We start from the raw sequence: 26,145 nt of genomic DNA, 5'->3' as shown, positions 1-26,145 counted from the left end.
AAACACAGGGTGATAAATGCGTGATGGTGCAGTTGTAGCTCTATTTCTTTTTTGGCAGTTGTTAAAGGATGCAAAAGCATCATATTTCTTTTTGTCTGCGGATACTTGGCTGTGTGATGTAGGTCTTTAGATCAACTTCTGAATTGATCAGGAGGGCTGGTAAGTTAATCTTAGGTAGAAGTGTGTGTACTTCTTAAAAGCAGATCACAGCCATTCGTTGATCCTGTTAGCGTCCAGTTTGAGGAAGATGAACAGCAACAGGGTGAAGCCGAGCAATCCGGAACCCCCGTAACTAAAGAACGGAAGTGGGATCCCAATAGTAGGCAGCAATCCGATTACCATGCCGATATTGATGGCAAAATGGAAGAAAAGTATGGAGGCCACCCCATAGCCATACATTCGGCTGAAGGATGTTTTTTGACGTTCAGCCAGGTAAATGAGTCGGAGGATAAGCAGGGAAAATAACATGACCACTGCCGCCGAACCTATGAAACCCCATTCTTCCCCGACAGTACTGAAAATATAGTCCGTATGCTGTTCGGGTACGAAGTCGCCCTTGGTTCGGGTGCCTTCCAGGAAGCCTTTCCCATGGAGTCCGCCGGAACCGATCGCCGCTTCACTTTGATAGGTATTGTAGCCTATGGTCTTTCTGATCTCTTCGAGTTTGGTCGGGTCGTCTTCCAGGCGGAGCCACAGACTGAATCGGTCGCGGTGGCGCTGTTCAAAGATGTTTTCGAAAATAAAATCGACCGAAAATGACATGAGTCCGGTAACCACAACGATGGTGACAAGGGTGATGAGTTTAAGTCTTTTTTTCTTTCGGTTCATGAAATAATACAAGAATCCAAGCAGTGTGCTCATCCCGAGTATGATCCATACAGGCCCATAGATAAGCGTTAATGCGAATAGAACCACCCCGAAGAACCCAAGATAAAGGTAGAGGGGGGAAACACCTTCCCGGTGCAGGACAAAGAACAGTGAGGCATAAACCAGTGCGCTCCCGGGATCGGGCTGGGGAATGATGAGCAGGGCCGGAAGGATCATGATCCCGATAGCCTTTAGCAGGTCTTTTGTGTCGGTAATATTGGTTTGTATGTCACTCAGGTATTTGGCCAGGGCTAGTGCTGTGGCAGCCTTTGCGAACTCGGAAGGCTGCAGGGTCATGCCTCCAATGGCATACCAGGAGGTAGCCCCGTTAACGTTCTTTCCGAACACGAATAGCCCGAGCAGGGAAAGAATAGACATCAGGTAGATCACTCCTGCAAATCGCTCGTAGAACTTAGCTTCGATAGATACCAGAATTACTGCGAGCGCAAGGCTTACCCCGATAAAAAGCATCTGCTTCCCGTACAGGGTATCGAGATCGAAGATGGAGCCACCGTCTCCGCTATAGGTGGCAGAATAGATGTTGATCCATCCCATAGCCACCAGAATGAGGTATATGATAATGCTTATCCAGTCTAATTTTCTGCTCATTCCGTAGATTTAGGTTCTGTTGACTTGGGTTCTGTCGTTTTGGGTACTATTGATTTTGATGCTGTACCCGTTTTGGGTTTATAAGGGCCATATCCGGGAGGATACATCATTTTAGAGCCGTCATTAATACTGAAAGGCTTTCCGCTAAGAGGTTTCTCGTATTCTTCCTCAAGGCTGCCTTCGAGTACAAATTGTTCCATGCGTTCGCTTTCCACTTCCCCCTTAAGGTATTTTTCGATCATCAACCCTGCAATTCTTCCTGCCCACCGACTTCCCCAGTACCCGTTCTCCACAAATACCGCCATGGCGATCTTTGGGTTGTCTACAGGAGCGAAGGCTACAAAAATAGAGTGGTCGGTAAGCTGCACCCTTACACTGTCGATCTTTGTGAAGTTCTCGGCCGTTCCGGTTTTTCCTGCGATCTCAATGCCTGGAATTTTGATCCACTTGGCCGTACCCTTGTTGTACACATCGTTCATCCCTTCGATCACCGGTTCATAGTGTTCGGCGTCGATGGTGGTATAATGTTTTGTCTTGTATTTGGACTGATCTATGGTGTCATTCTCTATATTCTTGATAATATGAGGCGTATAGTAGTACCCCCTGTTGGCAATAATAGCGGTTAGATTGGCCAGCTGTATTGGCGTAGTAAGCACTTCTCCCTGTCCAATCGCATTCGACAGGGTGTTGGTGGCAAACCACCGGTTTTCCCCATAATACCTGTCGTATAGTTCCGGAGAAGGTACTTTTCCGGGTTTCCCGTTAGGGAGGTCGTAACCGAGGTAGCTTCCGAGCCCGAAACTGCGAACATGATTTTCCCATTTTGCCATACCTTCTTCTGCGTCCGGATATTTTTCAATGATCCTCCGGTATACATTTGCGAAATAGGCATTACAGGATTCGTAGATCCCCCTGTTCAGGTTGTTTCGCGCCCCGCTGTTACAGTGACACCCCATAAAGGAATTCCGGCCATAGCGGTAGCCGTGATAGCAGGTAAATGTGGTATTCTCGTCTATAACTCCTTCCTGAAGTCCGATAAGGGCGTTCAGAGTTTTAAAAGGAGATCCGGGCGGGTATTGTGCAATGAGGCCGCGGTCGTATAGGGGTTTCGCAATGGAATCGTAGTACAGGCGTGTGTAATTTTCAGACCTTTCCCTTCCTACCAGCAGGGCGGGGTCGTAGGTGGGTGCAGAGATCAGGGCCAGGATCTCTCCCGAATCCGGCTCCAAAGCAACAATACCGCCTCTTTTGTTTTGCATGAGCCTTTCCCCGTATTCCTGCAGGTCCTGGTCTATGGTGAGGTAGATGTCTTTGCCCTGAACCGGAAGGGTGTCGAAAATACCTTCCTTATACGGGCCTATCACCCTGTTAAACCGGTCTTTCTGGATAAATTTCACCCCTTTCTGGCCTCTGAGGACTTCCTCGTATTGCTGTTCCACCCCCTGGCGGCCTATGAGCTCCCCGGACTGATAGTAAGGGTTTCTCTGCAGATCACGCTCGTTAACCTCACTGATATAGCCCAGGAAATTTGCACCTACGTCGGTCTGGTAATGGCGCAGGGAACGCTTCTGAATGTAGAAGCCTTCGTATTTTCTCATTTTTTCCTGCAACCTGGCATACTCTTTCTTGGAAAGTTGAGGGACAAATACCGAAGGGAGTCGTGGGGAATACGTATGGGCCTTTTTGAATTTCCTTTTAAAGTCTTCCTCTGTAATTCGCAGTAAATTGCAGAACTCCAGGGTATCGAGTGGTTTTACATCCCTGGGAATCACCATGACGTCATAAGAGGGCTGGTTGGCCACCAGCAATTCTCCGTGGCGGTCATAGATATGGCCCCGTTCCGGGTAGTCGTATTCAGCCTTGATGGCAGTATCTTCCAGTGGATTCTGATTACTGCTGTCAAGAAGTTGTAAATACGAAAGCCGCCCCAAAAAAATAATGGCGGTAATCAGGATAATGGATGATAGCAGTAGTTTCTTCATGTTTTCTTTTTACTGAACAGCGATATGAAGATCAAACTCAAAACAAGCGTGAAAATTGCTGAGAAAATAGTTTTTTTCACAATAATGACCAAGTGGGCAAAACTAAATATCTCGAGGCTGAAAAGCACTAAATGATGTGTTAAAATTAATAGCGACAGATAGTTAATTCGCTGACCGTAAGTGGTCTTGCTTATTTTGATGGTCTGGTAGTCATAGCTTACTCCGAAAGCCCAGCGCATCATCACCGGTCTCAGGAAAGCTGCCGTCAGGGTTGCCGCAGCATGTACCCCTCCGCTGTCACTGAAAATGTCAATGCTCAGCCCCAGTAAAAAAGATAAAAAGATAAACGGGATGGTGTTTTCCCTGTCATAAGGGTAATACACCAGGAATAAAATGTATATGTATGGGTTGATGTATCCCAGGAAGTTGATATGATTGAACAGGGTAACCTGAATCAGTACCAGAAAGATAAATAAGATGGTATTTGTGAGGCCGCTGTTATTCATCAGTTTGTTTTTCCAGTTCCAGGATCTCTTCCCGGTCGAGGTTTTCTATGACATAAACATGGTCAAGGGTGGCCATGTCATTAAAAAGCTCCACATTGATGATATAGTAGTTCTCAGAAACATCCAGTTCAAAATCCCTGATCTTTCCGATAGGGATCCCTTTAGGGAAAATACTGGACATTCCCCCGGTAATAATGGTGTCTCCGGCTTTAATAGGGGCCGCCCGAAGAATATCGACGAGTTGAACCACGTTAAGGGTCTTTCCATCCCACTGCAGGGAGCCGAAGTTATTCGTGTGTTTTACGCTGGCATTGATCTCTGAAAGGGTGTTTAAAACGGACTGCACCGTGGCGTATCCGGAAGAGGTGTTCTCGACAATACCTACCAGGCCATGACTGCTTATTACACCCATATCCTGCCCTATATTGTTATCCTTCCCCTGGTCTATGAGCAGGTAGTTGCGTTCCTTGGAGTAGGAGTTTTTGACCACAGTGGCCGGATAGATCCTGTAGTTTCGCAACAGGCTGTCTGCAGGGAAGAGGGAGTCTCCGGAGGTAATTATTTCAGGTTGATTCACCAACAGAGAGCGGAGTCTCAGATTCTCTTCTACCAGTTGCTGGTTGTATTCCCGCAAGTGGAAATAATCTGAGACCCCGTCTGAAAGGTTGTATACTCCGCCGGTGATCCAATTGGCCGAGTTTACAAATTTGGTATTGTGATAGGAATGGGCATTAAAAGTGAGTCCCAAGGCAACAGACAGAAGCACCAAGTATGTAATAAAGGTTTTGTTCCTTATTAAGAAATTGATGATCTGTTGCATGTTTCAGCCTTCTCCTATTTGATAAGTATGGGTTTGTATTTTTCAAGGTTCTTAAGAGCGATCCCGGTTCCTCTTACCACAGCCCTTAACGGGTCTTCAGCGATATAAACGGGGAGATCGGTCTTTTGGGAGATACGTTTATCCAATCCTCTGAGCATAGAACCTCCACCAGCGAGATAGATACCTGTGTTGTAGATATCGGCAGCCAGTTCCGGTGGGGTTTGAGACAGGGTTTCCATAACGGCATCTTCAATTCGCAGGATGGATTTGTCAAGGGCCTTAGCGATCTCCCGGTAGGAGATCTGTACCTGTTTCGGTTTTCCGGTAAGCAGGTCACGTCCCTGTACGCTCATTTCCTCCGGCGGAACCTCCAGGTCTTCTGTTGCCGCTCCAATAGCGATCTTGATATTCTCGGCAGTGGTTTCCCCAACGTAAAGGTTGTGCTGGGTACGCATGTAGTAGATGATATCATTGGTGAAAACATCTCCTGCGATCTTCACTGATTTATCACAAACAATACCCCCCAGGGCGATCACCGCGATCTCGGTGGTTCCCCCACCTATATCTACGATCATATTTCCTTTGGGCTGCATGATGTCCAGACCGATACCAATAGCAGCTGCCATAGGTTCATGAATCAGGTAGACTTCTTTTCCGTTTACGCGTTCTGCCGATTCCTTAACCGCTCTCATCTCTACCTCTGTGATCCCTGAAGGGATGCAGATAACCATTCTGAGGGTGGGTTGAAGGAATTTCTTCTTCAGAGCAGGAATGCCTTTGATGAACATGTTGATCATCTTTTCGGAGGCATCAAAGTCTGCGATCACTCCGTCTTTGAGTGGACGGATGGTCTTGATGTTCTCATGGGTTTTCCCCTGCATCATGTTCGCCTCTTTTCCTACGGCAATAATTTTTCCGGAAATACGGTCCCGGGCAACAATGGAAGGGCTGTCTACCACCACTTTATCGTTGTGGATGATCAGGGTATTGGCAGTACCCAGATCTATAGCAATTTCTTCGGTCAGGAAGTCAAAAAATCCCATGGGTAAAATTTGGTATTAATTTGGATAAAATCTAATCTTCCAAATGTAATAAATTAATGTTTAAAATGACGGGTTCCGGTAAATACCATGGCCATATTATTTTCATTGCAGTAATCCACACTTAATTGGTCCTTAATGGAACCTCCGGGTTGGATCACTGTAGTAATTCCGGCCTTATCTGCGATCTCCACGCAATCGGGGAAAGGGAAGAAAGCATCACTGGCCATAGCGGCTCCGTTAAGGTCAAATTTGAACGATTCTGCTTTTTCAATAGCTTGTCTTAGCGCATCCACCCGGCTGGTTTGTCCTGTACCACTGGCACAGAGCTGTTTGTTCTTGGCCAGTACAATGGTATTGGATTTCGTGTGCTTACAGATCTTGGAAGCAAATAGGAGGTCTTCCAGCTCTGCTGCATTGGGCTTGTTCCCGGTCACATAGTCCAGGTCTTCCAGGGTGTCGGTCTTCAGATCTTTGTCCTGAACCAATACACCGTTAAGACAGGTTCTTACTGTTTGCTGCGGAAGGGTGGTTTCTTTTTGAACAAGAATGATCCTGTTCTTTTTCCCTTTAAGGATTTCCAGAGCCTTCTCTGTATATGCGGGAGCAATAACCACTTCACAGAAAAGCTTGTGTATTTCTTCTGCGGTAGCTTCGTCGATGTCGGTATTGGATATGAGGATGCCTCCAAAGGCAGATACAGGGTCTCCGGCAAGGGCGTCCAGGTAAGCTTCTTTTACCGTTGGTCGGGTGGCAATACCACAGGCATTATTGTGTTTTAAAATGGCGAAAGTCGGATCGTCATTGCGGAATTCTCCAATCAGGTTTACTGCGGCATCCACATCCAGGAGGTTGTTGTAGGAGAGCTCTTTTCCATGCAGTTTATCAAACATTTCTTCCAGGTCGCCATAGAAATACCCTTTTTGATGGGGGTTTTCTCCATAGCGAAGTTCCTGTCCCTGTTGCTCACTTACCTTAAAGACGGTCTCCTTACCATCCTGGTTAAAATAATTAAAAATGGCAGTGTCGTAATGCGAAGAAACATTAAAAGCTTTTGCCGCAAAGCGCTTGCGATCTTTCAGGGTAGTGGCTCCGTCTCCTTCATTTAGGATCTCCAGTACTTCGGCGTACTGGTCCATGGATGAAACGCACCATACATCCTTGAAGTTCTTGGCGGCTGCCCGGATCAGGGAAATTCCACCGATATCAATTTTTTCAATGATGTCCTGCTCTGCTGCACCACTGGCAACGGTTTTTTCAAAAGGGTAAAGGTCAACGATAACGATATCCAGTTGCGGGATTTCATATTGTTGCATTTCAGTGACGTCTCCGGGGTTGTCCTGTCTGTTCAGGATACCGCCGAATACCTTTGGGTGGAGGGTTTTTACCCTGCCGCCTAAGATAGAGGGGTAGCTGGTTACGTCCTCTACAGCGATCACATCAACGCCCAGGTCGCGAATAAAGGTTTCGGTACCACCGGTAGAATAGATGGTTACTCCCAGTGCGTCAAGTTTTTTAACAATAGGTTCTAATCCTTCTTTACTGAATACGGAAATCAAGGCTGATTTAGCCCTTTTTAATTCGCTCATTTTTACTGTGTTGTTTAAAGCTGCAAAAATATATCTTTTGTCCAGAATACCCGTAAGGCACCCGGATAAAATATTTCTTTTTTAACGGAATAAAATAGATTTACAGGAGGGTAGCCACTTTTTTGTTGATATACTCCAAAAAGCGTTCGTCAGCTTCTGTAAAAGGGTCCGGGGTGTGAGAGTCAATATCGATCTGTCCGATATTTTCTCCGTTCACAAATAAGGGAATTACCACCTCTGCCTTTACATTGATACTGCAGGCGATATAATTGTCCTGGGCCGCGACATCGGGAACCACGAAATTCTCATTGGAAACGGCTACCTGTCCGCAAATGCCCTTGCCAAATGGGATAATGGTATGGTCTGTGGGTTCTCCGGCGAAGGCACGCAATTTAAGTTCGTTCTTATCGCCGTTTTTAAAGTAAAAGCCCACCCAGTCATAATGCGCAACAGAAGTTTGCAAAAGCTCACAAATGGCTTCCATTTTCTGGTCAGGAGTGCGTTCTGTGTCGGCAATGATCTGATCAATCTGAGGTTTTAAAAGGTCTAGTTCCATAGCTTATAATTAACTTTCGCGAAGGTAGTCTATATCTCTTATAATACCTTACGTCATAGGGGTATTTCTTTAGATTCAGTTTACGATGATCACCGAATTCACATGGCCTTCGTCGTCGTATTCCTGAACCGGATTTGTCGGGTCGGTTATCCATGCGTCGTCTACCACAAACCTGTAATAATGTTTGCCCTCCGGGAGTTCGAGCTTGATCTCCCAGCCGTCTTCGGTTTTTTCCATAAGGTCGAGGTCGGGTTGCCAGTTGTTGAAGGTTCCTGCAACAGCGACATTTTGCGCACTTAGGTGGGTGTTCAGGAAAAAGCGCACTTCCTTGGTGACTTTAATTACCGAAACCGGTCCCAGTTGATCGTGGCGCACCAGGTCGTCGTTCAGGGGGTCCTCGATCATCACCCCATCCACAATGAATTTGTATTGATAGAAGCCGGGTTCCAGGTCCAGAGCGAGTCTCCATCCTGTAGCGGTCTTTTCCATGGGCAGGGTGTGATTGTTCCAGCTGTTAAAGGTGCCGGTAAGAATCACTTCCCTGGCATCGGTATGTCCCGGGAGTCGGAAAAGGGTGTTGCCCATAATGTCCGGCCGGAAGGTGTTGAGTTGCAGGAAGTAGCTGGTGTCTCCGTTGGGAAAGGTGCCGGCCACCACGTTATCGCGAAAAGATGCGTCGGGTTCTGCCCAGTATTTGCCATTGACCAGGTATTTGAAATCCCAGGTGAGTTCATCCTTAAAAATACTAAGGGGTTGGGATAGCACAAATACCCCGTCTCCGAGCGGGTCCATGGGAACTCCGTCTTTATCCCAGTTATTGAAATTTCCTGAGATGCATACCCGTTTTACTTTTACCCGTGCCGGATCTTTGGTTCTTCCGTTCTTAAGCCGGGTAAAGGTCTCATAATCCTGGGGGGAGAATACGAAAATTACCTGGTCTCCCTTGAGGTAGTGCCCCAGTTTTTGGGCAGAAGCAGTCAGGGGGGTGATAATTAGCACGAGGCTTATCAACCACCAGGTTTTAGGAATACTATAGCTGTTTTCGCTCATGTACCAATGGGATTGAACATCCAAACATTACATGAGGTATTAGCAATGGTTTAGGGGGGTAGCAGTAGCGGTTTTTTCTGGAGACGATGAGGGCTGTGTAGGAATAGTTAGTGAAATTACCAATTTAAGGTGATATCGAAAAGAAATCTTTTATAAACTTAGTTGTAATTTACTAATAGCCAGTTGACAAGCGTTATTTGACCATGATCACGGAGTTAAGGTGAACAAACTGGTCGTATTCCAGGACCTGGTTCCTGGGGTCTGTGATCCATTTTCCGTCTACAATAAATTTATAATGGTGCTTCCCGCCCGAAAGGTTTACGGTAATTTTCCATGTATCATCTACCCGTTTCATCAGGAGGTCATGCGTTGCCCAGTTGTTGAAGGTGCCTGCCAGAACTACTTCTCCGGCGCTGGGGTATGATGTAAGTTCAAAAGTGATGGGGGTAGTTACCCGGACCACCGAGTTGTACCCTCCGAATTCGTTATGAGTCTTATTCGGGTTCGCAGGATCGTGGAGCCATTCCCCGTCTGCAATGAACTTATAGGAGTGGTCTCCGGGGGGCAGGTCCAGAGTGATCTTCCATCCAGAATCCGTTCTATTCATTTTAAGGGCCTCTTCATTCCATTTGTTAAAGCTGCCGGTAAGGATCACTGCTTTAGCCTTTTCGTGTCCTGAAAGGTAGAAGGTAGTATTTCCGTGCTCATTATGGGTGAGGGGGTAGAAATCAAGATTGTATACATCCAGCCAGAAATTCCCCTTTCGGGATTCGGTGATATTCCGGAAGGAAGTGTCGGGCTCTGCCCAGAATGAATGATTTACAACGTACTTGAATTCCCATTTGACCCGGGAATCAAAATCTTTCAGATCCTTTGTCAATTCATATTCATAGGGGGAGACCTGTTTCAATTCCCAGTCATCCATTATCCAGTCGTTGAATTCACCCGAAAGGGACACGTTATCAATGCGTATTTCACCTGCATTCAATTTTTCTCCGGTACTGTCCCGGGTGAGAATATTGTAGTCCCTGATGTCAAAAGTGAATATCACGCGTTCCCCCTCGATCCGGTATCCTTCCTGCTGGGAGTGTCCTGCGAAGATTCCTGCTATAGTGAACCATATAATAAAACAGACGATTCTCATGGCGTTTTCCCGGTGTAAGGTAGTTTAACAAATATAACTGCTTTCTTTTTGTAGTTGATCAGGAATCGGCGCATGCCTATAAATTCATAACCCAGGACACCGTCTATAGAAGTGCCAAAGGCCTTTGACATGCCGTCCAGGTTAGCAAGGATGGTTCTCATGATGCCAACAGGGAGATCTTTTTCCAGTCGGAGGCCGTATAGTTTTCCGGCAAAGGCCTCTGTCTTTTTATTTGCAATGCCCTTAAAATGAATTCTCTTGATGATCCTGAAGTTCTCCAGGGCTTTTTCCGGAATACCAGAATCAAGGAAGTTGATCTCTGAAGCTGTGTCCAGGACCATTCGTAAGGGGGTATTGTTAATCCTGGTATGCAGAACGATGCTGTGTCCCTCAAGGGAGAAAGGGATGCTGTCTGCAGGGGTGTCCAGGAAGAAGTGGTTGTCGATCCGGTCTCCGTCAGGATTCAGTTTGAACAGGGTAACCTGCCTGAGGAAGAAATCTATATATACCTCAAATTCACAGATAACCTCCTTCCCTATGATCCCGATAATTTTTTGTTTTTTCTCTGTTTCAATATGGGAAAGGTCTACGATGTCGGCGAGATGACCGGGTAGCCGGAAGGTATCGAAGGCGAAATCCAAAACCCTGTGGGCAGGGATATTCTCGAGTACTCCGTTTACGCCATATCCTGTGGTTACGTCCACATGGGGTTTACTGGTTCGGAAATGAACTTTATTCAGGACGAGATTTTTCGCTCCGGTATCCAGGATGAGGTTGCCGTATTGTCCGTTTATGGTTGCTTTAAGAAGAATCAGGTGATCTGCCAGGTCAAAGGGGATTCGGACCGTATTTTCAGAAAGTACTTCCGCATTTGGGAAGCCGATCGTGGCGGGTTGGTTTTCCACAGTCGTGGCAGGGAGTCTGAATACAGCCAGCGTAAAGATGATATATGTGAAGAGGTGTTTCAAGAATTCCCTTTTTAGAAAGACGAGCAACCTCTGAAGACGTTACAAATTAAAAAGAGCCGCATTATGCGGCTCTTTTTCGATTAGGGTGTATATGTTCTTGGAATTACATCATTCCGGGCATTCCGCCTCCACCCATTGGTGGCATTGCAGGCTGGTCTTCCTTGATGTCAACCAGCGAGCACTCGGTAGTCAGGATCATTCCTGAAACGGAAGCGGCATTTTCCAGTGCAATTCGCGTTACCTTAGTCGGGTCAATAATTCCCGCCTTGAGCATGTGTACGTATTCGTCTGTTTTGGCGTTGTAACCAAAATCATCCTTGCCTTCGTATACCTTGGCAACTACCACAGAACCTTCCTTACCGGAGTTCTCTACGATGGTTCTCAGGGGTGCTTCGATAGCTCTGGCAACGATCTGCATTCCGGTAGCCTCATCGTCGTTCTCAGGGGTTACCTTGTCAAGGGCGCTCTTGGCGCGAAGCAGAGCAACACCTCCACCGGCAACGATTCCTTCTTCCACGGCAGCTCTTGTAGCGTGCAGGGCATCATCAACGCGGTCTTTTTTCTCCTTCATTTCTACTTCCGAAGCAGCTCCTACGTAAAGTACAGCAACTCCACCGGCCAGTTTTGCAAGTCGCTCCTGAAGCTTTTCCCTGTCGTAGTCAGAGGTGGTAGCTTCGATCTGTGCCTTGATCTGGTTTACGCGGTTCTGGATGTTCTCTGCAGCACCGCTACCGTTTACGATAGTAGTGTTGTCCTTGTCTATGGTTACCGTCTCTGCGGTTCCCAGCATATCCAGGGAAGCATTTTCCAGGGAAAATCCTCTTTCCTCAGAAATTACGGTTCCTCCTGTAAGGATGGCGATGTCTTCCAGCATGGCCTTTCTTCTGTCTCCAAATCCTGGAGCTTTTACTGCTGCGATCTTAAGTCCGCCGCGCAGTTTGTTCACTACCAGGGTAGCCAGGGCCTGACCGTCAACATCTTCAGCAATGATAAGAAGAGGTCTTCCTGATTGGGCTACAGGCTCCAGTACCGGCAGGATTTCCTGAAGGTTAGAGATCTTCTTGTCAAACAACAGAATGTATGGGTTATCGAAGGAAGTGATCATTTTTTCTGAATCCGTAACGAAGTAGGGAGACAGGTATCCACGGTCGAACTGCATTCCTTCAACCACATCCACATAGGTGTCTGTTCCTTTTGCTTCCTCTACGGTAATAACCCCTTCTTTTCCAACTTTTTCGAATGCCTTGGCGATAAGGTCTCCGATGGTTTCGTCGTTGTTGGCAGAGATCGCAGCAACTTGCTTGATCTTCTCAGAGGAGTCACCAACTTCGGCGGCTTGCTTATTCAGGTCGGCAACAATAGCCTCAACAGCCTTGTCAATACCTCTTTTCAGGTCCATAGGATTGGCTCCTGCTGCAACGTTCTTGAGTCCTTCCTTAACTATGGACTGCGCCAGAACGGTTGCTGTAGTAGTACCGTCACCGGCCAGGTCGTTGGTTTTGGAGGCTACTTCCTTCACCATTTGAGCACCCATGTTCTCAAGGGCGTCTTCCAGTTCGATTTCCTTGGCAACCGAAACCCCGTCTTTGGTTACATGAGGAGCTCCGAACGATTTATTGATAATAACGTTTCTACCCTTTGGTCCAAGAGTAACTTTTACCGCGTTAGCCAGTGCGTCTACACCTCTTTTGAGGCCGTCGCGAGCTTCGATATCAAATTTTATGTCTTTAGCCATTTTTGTGAATTTTGTTTTTAGTGTTTCAGTGAAACTTTGTTTTAATGATCGGTTGTAGTACCTGTTATACGATGGCGAGTATATCGCTCTCGCGCATCATCAGGTAATCGGCACCTTCCAGCTTAAGTTCGGTACCTGAATATTTTCCGTAAAGCACGGTATCTCCAACTTTCACAGTCATCTTTTCATCTTTTGTTCCCGGACCAACGGCCACAACAGTGCCTTTTTGTGGTTTTTCCTTGGCGGTGTCAGGAATAATAATACCTGAAGCAGTTTTGGTCTCTGCTTCCATAGGCGCTACCAGAACCCTGTCTGCTAGTGGTTGAATGTTTACTTTAGACATATGCTTTATTTTAGTTAATGAATTCTTTTGAAAATCACACCCTGCTATCAGGCAGAAATTATGCCAACCGGCAGCTCCTGACAAAATGCAAAAAAAAATGCCAGCTTTCTGACAAGCTGGCATTTCAAATGAAATATCTTCTGACCTTACTCTGCTCCGGTAGAATCTTCACCTGAAGTTGTGGCAGGTGTTTCGGCCGGAACCGTTTCAGGAACTGTAGTCTCGATCTGTGAATCTTCAAGAAGTTTTGAATCGTCACTCATTCCATTGTTTGAAACAAGGGTGATGTTTGAGAGGAGGATCAGCACTACCAATACAGTAGCCAGGGTCCAGGTACTTTTGTCGAGGAAGTCTCCTGTTTTTTTAACTCCACCTACAACCTGGTTTCCACCACCTCCGAAAGAGGAAGAAAGTCCGCCTCCTTTAGGATTTTGAACCATGATCACCAACACCAACAGGAATGCTACTATAATAATGAGCAGCATGAAAATTGAAAAAGTACTCATATCTCTCTATTTATTTCCGTCTTTTAATTTCTTTATTGCTTTGATTTGGTCTGCAAATAAACCACTTTTTTCCGGATATTTCAAACTTAAAATTTTATAAGCCTGTATGGCCTTTTTGTACTTCTTTTGTTCCAGGTAAACCCGTGCCAGGGTTTCGGTCATTAAGGCGTGACTCGGGGCTTCGTAATCGGTAACCAGGTTCATGGCAGGAGCATCCTTACTCACCGGGGGGATCTTTGGGTTGTTCTCCAGGAACCTGTCGATAAGGCTTAGCTTGTTGCCCAGTCCTGCCGATTCTTCCTTCGAAGCTGTCTTTTCCTCAGCTGCAGGGGCTGCTTCCTCACTTTCGGAATTCGCACTCTCGGTATCCGGTATGGGGGCTGTTGTTTTCGTTGTTTCCCGGTCTATGGGTTTTAACCTGTCAGACAGTTTGAGCCATTCGGTGAACGAGTGGGTTTCTGACCGGTCAAATTCCAGGGGCGCGCCCAGGTTGAGGGGTGCTTCAGGAGCTGCTGTTATGCTGCCTTTCTCTTGTTTTTTAACGGTTTCCTGCATTTCCGGGGATGCCGATGAGGGACTTTTACCCGGGGTTTTGGGTTGAAACAACTCGGGATCCATCACCGATTCTGCATCCACCTTGTTGAAATCAAAGGTGGTCTTGTTGTCCTTTACAATAACTTCTTCCTGGTCTTCCACCTCGAGCTCGGAGACCTCCATGCCGCTGGCCAGCTCCATGATCTTATTGGCTACCCTGTTTTGGGTGAATTCTTTAGAGGTGATGAACTCGAAAAGAATGGACCGGTCTCTGGTATGAGCCGCCACAACCTTCAGGGTGTCATTGTATTTAAAGCTTTTTTCCTGTTTAAGTCCTTTGAGCTGCAATGCCCTGGCAGGCTGAAAATAGGGGAACTCCTCTATAATCTTTTCCAATTCAGAGGTATGCCCGGAGGCGATCTTCTCGGGTTTATGCAGTAAGAATGAAAAGCTTGATACGTTCATAGGTTACCAGTTGGCCAGTGAGGCATTAAAAATATCCTGGGTGATCCGCTCAAAGATCTCTTCGTGAGCGGTGCCCCTGATGGCTGTGAGCTGCGTATTGGCCGGGTAATCGTAGAAAAAGGAGAAGCTGCGTTCAAAATTCTCCTCTTCATTGTCGGTATTGGTGAACCGCACCCTTACGCCAATGGTCAGCCGGTTTTGTGCCGCGCGCTGATCGGCCGTCGCAGACATGGGGGAAACCCTGTATTCTGTGATCTCTCCTTCATATATAAGGTCTCCGCCTGAGTTTACCAGTTGCAGGTTGGTCTGATTCAGGATCAGGTCCTGCAGGGTACGGGTAAACAAAATATCCAGTCCGGGCTCTACAATGGGAGCATTGTTCTGGAAAAAGTTTACCTGGTAGGTTTCGGCGGTGGTGTTTACTCCCGTAAAAGAGTAAGGGCCGCAACCACTGAGCAGTGCACTTAGAATAAATAAACAAAAAAATCTTTTCATCAGGGTCATGGATAAGTTCAAATGAACGAAAAAAATTATAAATCGTATTGTTTGATTTTTCGGTAGAGGGTGCGCTCTGAAATGCCGAGCTCGTTGGCGGCGGCCTTTCGCTTTCCTTTATTGCGCTCCAGGGCCTTTTTGATCAGTTCGAGTTCCTTGTCCTGGAGGGAGAGCGTTTCTTCTTCTTCGATCTCTTCCGCGAAGTGGTATTTGTCGCTCAAAACGGATGGCTGTGGAGCTGCAGGCGCACTTTTGGGTTCGTCCAGTTCCAGGATAGCTAAGGCGCTGGACTCCTCCTCGGGGTAATCAACCACTTCTTCGTTTCCGTAGATCTTTTTAATGAGGTTCTCGTTGTCGCGTTGTACTTTTTCCTTGTTCCCCTCCTTCATCAGCTCCATGGTAAGTTTTTTCAGGTCGTTCAGGTCGCTTTTCATATCGAAGAGGATCTTGTAGAGGATCTCCCGTTCACTGCTGAAATCACTTTCCTTTTTCTCTTTTCTAACCACGGCCGGAAGGTTGGTTCCGGAATTGGGCAGGTAGCCCGAAAGGGTGGAGATGCTGATGCTCCGGTTTTGTTCGAGCACAGAGATCTGTTCGGCCACGTTGCGAAGTTGCCTGATGTTGCCCGGCCATCGATAGTTGTTCAGTATGTGTACAGCATCGTCTTCGAGACGTATGGTGGGCATTTTGTATTTCTGTGCAAAATCGGCCGCAAATTTCCGGAAGAGAAGGTGGATGTCGTCTTTCCTGTCGCGAAGCGGCGGCAGGTGGATCTCCACCGTACTTAAGCGGTAATAAAGGTCTTCCCGGAACTTCTCTTTTTTGATGGCTTCGAACATATCGATGTTCGTGGCCGCAACAATGCGTACATTCGTTTTCTGCACCTTGGAAGATCCCACTTTCAGGAATTCCCCGTTTTCCAGCACCCTTAGCAGACGAACCTGGGTGGTAAGGGGAAGTTCCCCGACCTCATCCAGGAAGATGGTGCCGCCGTCGGCCTCTTCGAAATATCCGCTTCGGGTTTGGGTGGCTCCGGTAAATGAGCCCTTTTCGTGTCCGAAAAGTTCCGAGTCGATGGTGCCTTCAGGGATGGCTCCGCAGTTTACGGCGATGAACTTGCCGTGTTTGCGGTGAGAGAGGGCGTGGATGATCTTTGGGATCGATTCTTTTCCGACTCCGCTTTCCCCCGTTACAAGCACCGAAATATCGGTAGGGGCTACCTGTATGGCTTTTTCTATGGCACGGTTGAGTTTAATATCATTACCGATAATGCCAAATCGTTGTTTGATAGCCTGTACAGATTCCATGGTATTAGCGTTAAAAACTGAGGTTATTATGCGTTGTTCTCACTGTATCCTACCGCCTCTCCCAGAAGGGTGGCCGAGGTGCAGTCGTTAATTTTTACATTGACAAATTCGCCTACCTTGTAGTGTTCCTTAGGAAATACCACTACGGTGTTCTGGGTGTTTCTCCCCATCCAGTGTGCATCCGATTTTTTGGAGGGACCCTCAATAAGCACTTCCTCGACCTTGCCCAGGTGTTGTTGGGTGCGGTAAAGGCTGTGTTTTTGCTGCATATTGATGATCTCTGTAAGTCGGCGCTTCTTGATGTCTTCCGGTACGTCGTCTTCCAGTTTCCGGGCGGCCAGGGTTCCCGGGCGCTCGGAATAGGCGAACATAAATCCGAAATCATACTTTACGTATTCCATCAGCGACAAGGTATCCTGGTGATCTTCCTCGGTTTCAGTAGGGAAACCGGCGATCATGTCCTGGGAGATCGCACATTCCGGAAGGATCCTTCTGATGTTGTCAATAAGTTCGAAATACTCTTCCCTGGTGTGTAGCCTGTTCATGGCCTTAAGAATGCGGTTGCTTCCGCTTTGCACCGGCAGGTGGATGTATTTACAGATGTTTTTATGCTTCGCCATAGCCTCGATCACGTCCAGGGTCATGTCCTGGGGATTGGAGGTGGAGAAGCGAAATCGCATTTTCGGAAAGGCGGTTGCGGCCATGTCAAGCAGACCTGCAAAGTTTACAGCAGTAGCTTTTTGCATTTCGCTGGCTTTTTCAAAATCCTTTTTGAGTCCGCCTCCGTACCAGAGGTAGCTGTCTACGTTTTGCCCCAGCAGGGTCACCTCCTTGAAACCTCGGTTCCAAAGATCGCCGATCTCTTCGATGATGCTTTGGGGGTCCCTGCTGCGTTCGCGCCCGCGGGTAAAGGGAACCACGCAGAAGGTACACATGTTATCGCAGCCACGGGTAATGGAAACAAAGGCACTTACCCCATTGCTGTTCAGTCGTACCGGGGCCACATCCCCATAGGTTTCTTCCTTGGAGAGAATCACGTTAACAGCATCCCGTCCCTCGTCGATCTCGGCCACCAGGTTGGGCAGGTCCTTGTAGGCATCTGGTCCTACAACCATATCAACGATCTTCTCTTCTTCGAGGAATTTGCTTTTTAGGCGTTCGGCCATACAGCCCAGCACCCCGACCTTCATCTTTGGATTGATCCTTTTTACGGCGTTAAAATGCTCGAGGCGCTTTCGCACCGTTTGCTCGGCCTTTTCGCGTATAGAGCAGGTGTTTACCAAAACGAGATCGGCCTCTTCCATTTGCTGGGTGGTATTAAACCCCTCCTTCGCCAGGATGGATGCCACGATCTCACTGTCAGAAAAATTCATCTGACAGCCATAGCTTTCTATATATAACTTTCTCTGGTTGTCTTTTTTCTGATCAAGCACCAGGGAATCCCCTTGCTTGTTTTCATCTATGATCTTCTCCATAACCCCTTAAGTTCAATTAGAGTGCAAAGATAAAATTAATTCTGAAGTAGTGACAAATTGGCAGGAATTATTAAGTGATGAAGTGGTAGGGGGTGTAGGGATGTGGGGATATAGGGAGGTGGGGTTATAAGGGTAAGGAGAATCTATCATTAAAAACTGCCTGCTATGTTAAAGCAGGTTGCCGCTTCGGGCCGTGGCCCTCCCTCCCTCCCTACCTCCCCGCCTCCCCATCTCCCTGCTTCCGGCAGGGTCTATATGCATGAGGGGAGGGGGGTATAATGCCGGGCTAATAATTATTGCGATGGATTGCCTGTAAAAATCCGATGGTATTTAAACTAATTCAAATAAAAAACCCCGGTTGCCCGGGGTGATTAAAGAAGTTATTGGTCTGATGCTGTTATGGGGTACAGTTGGTGAAAGTGGGCTTGGGCAGGGTCCAGTTGGTAGTATCGAATGCAAAGGCTGAACATTCGATGACATTGCTAACATTCCAGTTGTCCAAGGATTGGTTAAAGGCGGAAGCAGAATGGAACATGGCGTACATGTCAGTTACCTTGCCCACGTCCCAGGAGCTTAGATCCTGATTAAAGGAGGATGCCTCCCAGAAAACTGCTCTCATCCGGGTAATATTGCTGACATCCCAATTGCTGATGTCCTTATTAAACGAAGTTGCACCGTAAAACATAAAGGAAATGTCAGTGATATTGCCTAGATTCCAGGAATTGAGGTCCTGATTAAAAGAAATTGCATCTCCAAACATGCCGAAAATTTCGGTGACCTGGCTAACATTCCAGGAATTCAGGGGTTGGTTAAAACTTGAGGCAAAGCGGAACATTTGGTTCATATCAGTAACCTTGCTAACATCCCATTTGCTTATGTCACGGTTAAAGGAAGAAGCTTCCCAAAAGCTCCACTTCATGCTTGTTACATTACTTACGTCCCAGCTGCTGATGTCCTGGTTAAAATCAGTTTGGTTCATAAATAGTTCGCTCATATCGGTTACCAGTGTTGTAACTGCCCTGGAAACATCCTCGCCGTTCTGTATTAATTGTCTTAAGGAGGCTTCATCCAACACTTTATATGTGATGTTGTTTATAATTCCTGTATCTCCCGGCTTTGCCCATGCTCTTGCTTTGATCGTAATCCCGTTAGCGTCCAGGTAAATAAGAGGCAGGTCACATCCGTTTTCATCAACTTCCTTTCCGGGGGCAGTATCATTACACTGGTCAAGATCGTCTGTGATGCCATCCTCATCTGTGTCTTTCTGAGACGGGGCACATCCGTTTTCGTCGGTGGGTTCACCCTCAGGTGTATTCGGGCAGGTATCCTTGTCGTCGGTTACCCCGTCTCCATCGGTGTCCGGTTTAGCAAAATGAGCGGTTACCGATTTATCACCGTCCATTTTAAAGCTCAATGGATTGCTGGTTCCGGTTATGTCGCCGGTCCATCCGGTAAATTCGTAGTTTTCATCTGCTGTTGCGCTGATGGTGGCCGTTTGTCCGTCCTTAAAAACTTTTTCAATTGGGGTGGCTACTCCGCCTTCGGTGCTGTTGACATTCAGGGTGTAGTTCGGGATCTCTTCCTTCTTGCAGGCGGTAAGCCCCAAAAAAAGGAAAATTGCGGGAAGTAGTTGGAATTTCATTAGGTATAGGTTGAATATTTGGGGGCTAAAAGTAGAGCATTCAGGTAAAAGAAGTCTCTCTTTTTTGGAGGTTTAAGTTCTTAATTTTCGGGAAAGGAATCTAAGGGATTCAAGGTTAGTCCGTTAGGCATAGCTGGATTTCAGCGTGAAATGCGTTTTTGGTGATGGAGGGAGAAGCTGTCATTTTATGCTGCCTGCTATGCTAAAAGAGATTACCGCTTCGGGCCGTGGTTCTCCAGGCCTGACTGGATGCGGGCAGGATTTGCTGCCGTTAGGGATAGTAGGCTCGCAAAGACATCTTTTACCGGCTTCCCCGCCTGCCCGTCTCCCCGTCTCCCCACTTCCCTACATCCCCACATCCCCACATCCCCAATCACTTTTTCTTCCTCCCTTCCAAATTATTTCTACATTTATACCAACTAAACCAACCAAAAATGACTTACAATCAACTCATTGAGAAAATCGCATCGGGAAAGGTGCCTGATCTGGGAGACGTCCTGGGGAATGCTTTCGAACTTTTTAAAAAGGCCTGGTTACAGGGGTTTTTATACGTGATCCTTAGTGTCGTGTTGGTATTGCCGGCGATCTTTATCATGTATATCCCCATGGTGGGGGTGGCTGTTTCCGAATCCCAGGGGATGGACCCTTTTGAGCAATTCGGGGAGATGGCCTGGTTGCCTTTGTTGCCGTTTTTTCTGTTGTTCTTTATTGTGATCCTGCTGGCTCAGGCCATTGTGATGGCCCTGCAGGCAGGTCTCTACCGCTCTTTTGAGATCCTGGAAAGGGGTGAGGAGGTGAAGCCGGGGGTGCTGTTTATGTTCTTAAAAGGCAGGTATATCGGAAAAACCTTTGTGCTGGCATTATATGCTATCGGGATCGCACTTCTGGCTACAGCGCTTTGTGTTTTACCCGTGATCTATGTCTCGGTGCCTATTTATTTTTTCGGGGTTATCTTCGCTTTTAATCCTGAACTCAGAGCAATTGAAGTGGTCAGGGCTGCATTTAAATTAGGAAATAAGACTTGGTTTGTTAGCTTTGTCCTCATTATACTCTCATCGCTTCTGGCACAATTCGTAGGCGTACTGGCATGTGGTATCGGGTTGTTGTTTACCGCTGCTTTTGTTTATATGACTATTTATCATATATATAAGGACACCACCGAAGAGGGGTATGCTGATGGGGTGCCTGAAGTAATACAGGAATAGCCCGGAGGATAAAAGCGGAGGCTGAAGGGTGTTATGCCCTTGCTGGAAGCGGCCGTATCTCAGGGCTCATCGGGGGAAATAAAAAAATCTGTATACTTTTGTATACGTAACAAAAAAGAGCTTATGGCAAAGAATTTGGTTATAGTGGAGTCGCCAGCCAAAGCGAAGACCATCGAAAAATTTCTGGGTAAGGATTATCGGGTGGAATCTAGTTTTGGCCATATTGCAGATCTTCCTGCAAGGGAGTTGGGCGTAAATGTGGAGAAGGATTTTAAACCAAAATACGTAGTGTCCAGCGACAAGAAATCGGTGGTCAAAAAATTAAAGGATCTGGCTAAAAAGGCGGAATTGGTCTGGCTCGCCAGTGATGAGGACCGGGAGGGAGAGGCAATTGCCTGGCACCTGGCCGAAGAGCTGAAGCTGGATAAGGACAAGACCCGGCGAATTGTTTTTAACTCGATCACTAAAAATGCCATTCAAAGGGCTATAGAGAATCCCAGAACCATCGATTACAATCTCGTGAATGCGCAGCAGGCGCGACGTGTGCTGGATCGTTTGGTGGGGTATGAGTTGTCTCCCGTGCTCTGGAAAAAGATCAAGACCGGTCTTTCAGCCGGAAGGGTGCAGTCTGTGGCTGTGCGTTTGATCGTAGAGCGGGAAAGAGAGATCAAGGATTTTAATCCGGAGGCATCCTTTAAAGTTGCAGCCGTTTTCGCCACCGAAGACGGGAAGTCGTTTAAAGCCCGTTTGGGTAAGTCGTTTACCACCGAGGCAGAGGCCAGAGGCTTTCTGAAGAAAAATCTCGGAGCCGGTTTTAAGATTGCCTCTTTGGATACCAAGCCGGCAAAAAAATCTCCGGCGCCACCTTTTACCACCTCTACGCTACAACAGGAGGCTTCCCGTAAGCTTTATTTTTCTGTAGCCAAGACCATGAATATGGCACAACGCCTGTATGAAGCCGGACTCATAACCTATATGAGAACCGATAGTGTGAACCTGTCTCCGGAGGCCATCAGTGCTGCCCAAAAGGAGGTGGAGAGCTACTACGGGGAAGAATACAGCAAGCCGAGAAATTTCAGCAGTAAAAGCAAAGGAGCCCAGGAGGCTCACGAAGCCATACGTCCTACAGATATGAGCAGGCACAGTGTTCAGATAGAACGCGACCAGGCCAGGCTCTATGAATTGATATGGAAACGAACCCTGGCCTCGCAGATGAGCGATGCACAGCTGGAGCGCACCAATGTGCGGATAGAGGCCGATACCCACAAAGAGCAGTTCCTGGCCAATGGAGAGGTGTTGAAGTTTGATGGGTTTCTTAAGGTGTACCTTGAGGGTACCGATGATGAGGATGAAGAACAAAGCGGTATGTTGCCGCCGCTAAAAGAAGGGCAGAAGGTTGTTGATCGTGTGATAACCGCAACCGAACGCTTTACTCGGCCGCCTTATCGCTATACCGAGGCCTCCCTGGTGAAAAAGCTGGAAGAGCTTGGTATTGGCCGGCCATCTACCTATGCGCCAACCATTTCTACCATCCAGAACAGGGGGTATGTGGAGCGCGGTACCATTGAAGGCGAGGCCCGTGCATATAAAGAACTAACCCTTTCCAAAGGAGAGGTAAGTGAAAAGGAGCTTACTGAAATGGTGGGCTCTGACAAAGGGAAACTGGTACCAACCGATATCGGATCCATCGTGAACGATTTTCTTGTTAACCACTTTTCCGGGATTTTAGATTACCACTTTACTGCCCGGGTAGAGGAGAGTTTTGATAATATCGCCTCCGGGGAGGAAGACTGGACACAGATGATGAAGGAGTTTTACAAAGACTTTCATCCCAATGTGAAGGATGTGGAAGAGAATGCCGAACGGGAGAGTGGAGAACGCGTGCTGGGAACAGATCCGGAATCCGGAAGGCAGCTCAGTGTTCGCCTCGGCCGCTTTGGTCCCATGGTTCAGATCGGTACGGCCGACGAAGAGGAAAAACCGAAGTTCGCCAGTTTGCTGCCCGATCAGTCCATAGACAGTATTACCTTCGAAGAAGCGCTGGACCTCTTTAAACTTCCCAGGAAACTTGGGGTTTTTGAAGGAGAGGAAGTTGAGGTGAACGTGGGGCGTTACGGGCCTTATGTTCGTTTAGGAAAAACTTTTATTTCCCTGGATAAGGGGGAGGATGTGTTTTCTGTGGATATGGAAAGGGCTGCAGAGCTGATAAAGCAGAAAAAACAGGCCGATGCACCCATCGCTTCGTATCAGGGGAAAGACGTGACCCGCGGAAAAGGCCGCTTTGGTCCGTTCATCAAATGGGATGGTATGTTTATCAACGTGAATAAGAAGTACGACTTTGATAACCTGAGCCAAAGTGATATTGAGGCCCTTATAGAAGATAAGCTCCAAAAGGAGCGCGATAAGCTGATCCAGAGCTGGGATGACGAAGGTATTCGCATCGAAAAAGCCCGCTGGGGTCGGTCTAATATTATAAAGGGGAAGGTCAAGGTGGAGTTGTCCAAGGATGTGGATGCCACAAAGATCACCCTGGAGGAAGCGAAAGAGCTTCTGGAGAAAAAGGCCCCTGCCAAAAAGAAAACCGGAAAAACCAAAGCTAAAAAATAACCTATGAACACCGACTTTCTCTCTCCTGTAGAGAGTGTGGTCCTCGCCCACAATGAATTGTTGCCGCCCCAGGCTATTGGCAGAAGCATTCGTATTCACTCTGAAAAAGAAGGGTTTCCCGAGCTTGAAGGCGTTAAGATCGCCCTGATCGGGGTCGATGAATTCAGGAATGCCAAGGTCCAGCGGCAGGACCATTTGAAACTTAAGGAATTGCGCAAGCAATTCTATCAGCTGTTCATGGGGAACTGGGGCTATGCCATTGCCGACCTTGGGGATCTTCACCCGGGGGCATCTGTAGAGGATACTTATTTTGCCCTGAACGATATTACCTCCGGGTTGCTTAAGCGTAACATTATACCTGTAGTTTTCGGGGGTAGTCAGGATCTTACCTATGCCATGTACAGAGCTTATGATACCATGGAGCAAATGGTGAACCTGGTATCTGTAGACAGTAAATTCGATTTTGGTGAGGCCGATGAGTTGATCTCCTCCGGGTCGTACCTGAGTAAGATCATCGTGAATCCGCCAAACAACCTGTTAAATTTTTCCAATATCGGCTACCAGACCTATTATAATGCCCAGGAAGAGATCGACCTGATGGAGCGGTTGTTCTTTGATGCCTATCGTCTGGGGGAAGTTATTGCTGATATTACGGTAGTAGAGCCGGTATTTCGGGATGCAGACCTGGTGAGTGTGGACCTCACTGCGGTACGTGCTGCCGATCTCGGGTCTTTACCTCATGCCAATCCGAACGGATTTGATGGCAGGGAGATCTGTGCTATCGCCAGGTATGCCGGGATCAGCGATAAAGTTAGTGCTTTCGGACTCTTCGAGTGTGAGGCTACCTCCCAGGGGGCTCAGCTTGCAGCCCAGCTTATCTGGTATTTTATAGAAGGGGTTAATATTCGTAAAAACGACTACCCGTTTGCACCGGTGGAAAACTTCACCAAATATATTGTTCCTATTGAGGATATGGATATACACTTCTTTAAGAGTAATATCTCCGGAAGATGGTGGATAGAGGTGCCTAAAAATGAAGACCTGCATAATAATATCCAAAGACAGACGTTATTACCCTGTACGCATGAGGAATATCTGCGTGCGAGTGAAGGGGTCGTCCCTGAAAGATGGTGGAAGGCCTGCAAGAAAATGTTGGTGTAATGTGCTAGAAAATAACAGCTTAATATTTATACACTGTGTTTTGTAGGCATTTGACAACAAAAACTATACGTTTATTGTTTTTTTGGAATTTATTAGATAGGTTTACCATCCTGAATTTATGAATGTAATTTAACCTCGTTTATGCATATGAAAAAGCTATTTCTATTAGCATCTGTTACATTATTATTGGCCAGTTGTGGGTCAAATGACAGAGGAGAACTAGTTGGTGTAAGTGGTAAGAGCTGGCATCCTGAGAAGCCCTATGGAATGTCGCTGGTGCCCGGAGGGTCCTTTATTATGGGGAAATCCGACGATGATGTCGCCAATGTTCTCAATGCTCCGACCAAAACAGTTACGGTTCGTTCCTTTTATATGGACGAGACCGAGATCACAAACAGCGAGTATCGCCAGTTTGTGGATTGGGTAAAAGATTCGATCGTTCGAACCCGCCTAGCCATTCTCGCAGAAGAACTGGGAGAAGTTCCCGGAAACGGAGGGATAGGAGAGTTTGCCTTCAAAGACGCCGATACCAGTAATTTATCTGAATACGACAAATACATGCTGTTTAATTACGGTGGTATGGATGAGGAAAGTTACAGGGGGCGCAGACTCAATAAGAATGTTGATCTGATCTGGGATACCAGCAGATATCCGGATCAGTACTATGCAGAGGTTATGGATTCCATGTACATTCCTGAGGACGAGGCTTACAACGGACGCAGAACTATAGACGTTACCAAATTAAAATATTCATACAACTGGATGGATATCCAGGCAGCTGCCCGTGCAAAAGGGCAGGGGAACCGTAAGGACTTCATCCGTAAGGAAGAAACCCTGGTTTATCCCGATACTACTGTATGGATCAAAGACTTCAGCTATTCTTACAACGAACCTATGCATAACGACTACTTCTGGAGTGAAGCTTACAGCGAATACCCAGTAGTGGGGGTAAGCTGGCATCAGGCCAAGGCGTTTTGTGCGTGGAGAACCAAATACAAGAATGACTTTCAGAAAGATAAAGGGAAGCAGCCTGTAAATCAGTTCAGACTGCCAACCGAGGCCGAATGGGAATACGCCGCCAGAGGTGGTATCGAGTCTGGTACCTACCCATGGGGTGGACCTTACATCCTGAACGACAGAGGATGTTTTATGGCCAACTTCAAACCGCTTCGTGGTGACTACGCTGCAGACCAGGCATTGTACACCGTAGAAGCCAAATCCTACGACCCTAACGATTACAACCTGTACAACATGGCAGGAAACGTTTCGGAGTGGACCAATTCATCTTATGACCCCAACTCTTATGAATATGTTTCTACCATGAACCCAAATACCTATGATGGTGACAATAAACGTCGAGTTATTAGAGGTGGTTCATGGAAGGATGTAGCTTACTTCCTGCAAGTAAGTACCAGAGATTATGAATACCAGGACTCTGCCAGAAGTTATATTGGCTTCAGGACTGTTCAGGACTACATGGGTACCGAAGCTACCCAGAACTAAACCACCAAATTAATAACTTAACTTAACTAAAATTAG

22 protein-coding genes are annotated in these 26,145 nt (G+C 47.1%); 4 read left to right on the top strand and 18 right to left on the bottom strand.

Annotated features, from left to right (window positions below):
* Positions 1 to 204: 204 nt before the first annotated feature.
* From rodA to K7R11_RS14615, 18 genes are all read right to left on the bottom strand, one after another.
* Positions 205 to 1,476, bottom strand: a complete 1,272-nt coding sequence (gene rodA / locus K7R11_RS14700) for a rod shape-determining protein RodA (RefSeq protein WP_224491598.1) — start codon at positions 1,474 to 1,476, stop codon at positions 205 to 207.
* Positions 1,473 to 3,458: a penicillin-binding protein 2 gene (mrdA, locus tag K7R11_RS14695; protein ID WP_224491597.1), complete on the bottom strand. Its 1,986-nt coding sequence runs from the start codon at positions 3,456 to 3,458 to the stop codon at positions 1,473 to 1,475. The genes rodA and mrdA overlap by 4 nt, the downstream gene beginning before the upstream one ends.
* Entirely contained in the window at positions 3,455 to 3,964 is a 510-nt protein-coding gene (locus tag K7R11_RS14690) for a rod shape-determining protein MreD (protein ID WP_224491596.1), read from the bottom strand. The genes mrdA and K7R11_RS14690 overlap by 4 nt, the downstream gene beginning before the upstream one ends.
* The gene (gene mreC / locus K7R11_RS14685; protein ID WP_224491595.1) at positions 3,957 to 4,784 is read right to left on the bottom strand and encodes a rod shape-determining protein MreC; all 828 of its coding nucleotides are present in this window, start codon (positions 4,782 to 4,784) and stop codon (positions 3,957 to 3,959) included. The genes K7R11_RS14690 and mreC overlap by 8 nt, the downstream gene beginning before the upstream one ends.
* 14 nt (positions 4,785 to 4,798) lie before the next feature.
* Entirely contained in the window at positions 4,799 to 5,827 is a 1,029-nt protein-coding gene (locus K7R11_RS14680; RefSeq protein ID WP_136334323.1) for a rod shape-determining protein, read from the bottom strand.
* 53 nt (positions 5,828 to 5,880) lie between these two features.
* Complete coding sequence (gene purH, locus K7R11_RS14675) at positions 5,881 to 7,413, bottom strand: bifunctional phosphoribosylaminoimidazolecarboxamide formyltransferase/IMP cyclohydrolase (protein ID WP_224491594.1); 1,533 nt, start codon at positions 7,411 to 7,413, stop codon at positions 5,881 to 5,883.
* Between the two features lie 100 nt (positions 7,414 to 7,513).
* Complete coding sequence (locus K7R11_RS14670) at positions 7,514 to 7,969, bottom strand: GAF domain-containing protein (protein ID WP_224491593.1); 456 nt, start codon at positions 7,967 to 7,969, stop codon at positions 7,514 to 7,516.
* A 75-nt stretch (positions 7,970 to 8,044) separates the two neighbouring features.
* The gene (locus tag K7R11_RS14665) at positions 8,045 to 9,019 is read right to left on the bottom strand and encodes an early set domain-containing protein (RefSeq protein WP_224491592.1); all 975 of its coding nucleotides are present in this window, start codon (positions 9,017 to 9,019) and stop codon (positions 8,045 to 8,047) included.
* A 193-nt stretch (positions 9,020 to 9,212) separates the two neighbouring features.
* Positions 9,213 to 10,163 (bottom strand): glycogen-binding domain-containing protein, encoded by a 951-nt coding sequence (locus K7R11_RS14660; protein WP_224491591.1) that lies wholly within the window; start codon positions 10,161 to 10,163, stop codon positions 9,213 to 9,215.
* The gene (locus tag K7R11_RS14655; RefSeq protein ID WP_224491590.1) at positions 10,160 to 11,131 is read right to left on the bottom strand and encodes a pepsin/retropepsin-like aspartic protease family protein; all 972 of its coding nucleotides are present in this window, start codon (positions 11,129 to 11,131) and stop codon (positions 10,160 to 10,162) included. Before K7R11_RS14655 ends, K7R11_RS14660 begins: the two co-directional genes overlap by 4 nt.
* Before the next feature lie 103 nt (positions 11,132 to 11,234).
* Complete coding sequence (gene groL / locus K7R11_RS14650) at positions 11,235 to 12,866, bottom strand: chaperonin GroEL (protein ID WP_224491589.1); 1,632 nt, start codon at positions 12,864 to 12,866, stop codon at positions 11,235 to 11,237.
* Between the two features lie 64 nt (positions 12,867 to 12,930).
* Complete coding sequence (locus tag K7R11_RS14645; protein ID WP_224491588.1) at positions 12,931 to 13,209, bottom strand: co-chaperone GroES; 279 nt, start codon at positions 13,207 to 13,209, stop codon at positions 12,931 to 12,933.
* A 146-nt stretch (positions 13,210 to 13,355) separates the two neighbouring features.
* Positions 13,356 to 13,715, bottom strand: coding sequence for a preprotein translocase subunit SecG (gene secG, locus K7R11_RS14640; protein WP_224491587.1), 360 nt, complete (start codon positions 13,713 to 13,715; stop codon positions 13,356 to 13,358).
* Between the two features lie 6 nt (positions 13,716 to 13,721).
* Positions 13,722 to 14,714 (bottom strand): hypothetical protein, encoded by a 993-nt coding sequence (locus tag K7R11_RS14635; protein WP_224491586.1) that lies wholly within the window; start codon positions 14,712 to 14,714, stop codon positions 13,722 to 13,724.
* 3 nt (positions 14,715 to 14,717) lie between these two features.
* On the bottom strand, positions 14,718 to 15,209 hold the full coding sequence (lptE, locus tag K7R11_RS14630) for an LPS assembly lipoprotein LptE (protein WP_224491585.1): 492 nt from the start codon (positions 15,207 to 15,209) through the stop codon (positions 14,718 to 14,720).
* 35 nt (positions 15,210 to 15,244) lie between these two features.
* Positions 15,245 to 16,516: a sigma-54 interaction domain-containing protein gene (locus K7R11_RS14625; RefSeq protein ID WP_224491584.1), complete on the bottom strand. Its 1,272-nt coding sequence runs from the start codon at positions 16,514 to 16,516 to the stop codon at positions 15,245 to 15,247.
* Positions 16,517 to 16,542: 26 nt separating this feature from the next.
* Positions 16,543 to 17,991, bottom strand: a complete 1,449-nt coding sequence (gene miaB, locus K7R11_RS14620; RefSeq protein ID WP_224491583.1) for a tRNA (N6-isopentenyl adenosine(37)-C2)-methylthiotransferase MiaB — start codon at positions 17,989 to 17,991, stop codon at positions 16,543 to 16,545.
* A 397-nt stretch (positions 17,992 to 18,388) separates the two neighbouring features.
* A complete protein-coding gene (locus K7R11_RS14615; RefSeq protein WP_224491582.1) occupies positions 18,389 to 19,633 on the bottom strand; it encodes a BspA family leucine-rich repeat surface protein in 1,245 nt (414 codons plus the stop codon).
* Positions 19,634 to 20,067: 434 nt separating this feature from the next.
* On the opposite strand from K7R11_RS14615, the gene K7R11_RS14610 reads away from it, so the two are divergent.
* The 4 genes from K7R11_RS14610 to porK all read left to right on the top strand — a co-directional run bounded on the left by K7R11_RS14610 (position 20,068) and on the right by porK (position 26,109).
* Positions 20,068 to 20,838, top strand: a complete 771-nt coding sequence (locus tag K7R11_RS14610) for a hypothetical protein (RefSeq protein ID WP_224491581.1) — start codon at positions 20,068 to 20,070, stop codon at positions 20,836 to 20,838.
* Between the two features lie 123 nt (positions 20,839 to 20,961).
* Positions 20,962 to 23,445, top strand: coding sequence for a type I DNA topoisomerase (topA, locus tag K7R11_RS14605; RefSeq protein ID WP_224491580.1), 2,484 nt, complete (start codon positions 20,962 to 20,964; stop codon positions 23,443 to 23,445).
* 3 nt (positions 23,446 to 23,448) lie between these two features.
* A complete protein-coding gene (locus tag K7R11_RS14600; protein WP_224491579.1) occupies positions 23,449 to 24,606 on the top strand; it encodes a formimidoylglutamase in 1,158 nt (385 codons plus the stop codon).
* A gap of 147 nt (positions 24,607 to 24,753) precedes the next feature.
* On the top strand, positions 24,754 to 26,109 hold the full coding sequence (porK, locus tag K7R11_RS14595; protein ID WP_224491578.1) for a T9SS ring complex lipoprotein PorK/GldK: 1,356 nt from the start codon (positions 24,754 to 24,756) through the stop codon (positions 26,107 to 26,109).
* The last annotated feature ends 36 nt before the right edge of the window (positions 26,110 to 26,145 follow it).

Origin of the sequence: Robertkochia flava (assembly GCF_020166515.1) — a bacterium.
In the GTDB taxonomy this organism is placed as follows: Bacteria; Bacteroidota; Bacteroidia; order Flavobacteriales; family Flavobacteriaceae; genus Robertkochia; species Robertkochia flava.
The sequence above is the reverse complement of the archived record's forward strand: the minus strand, read 5'-3'. Positions and strand labels throughout refer to the sequence as shown.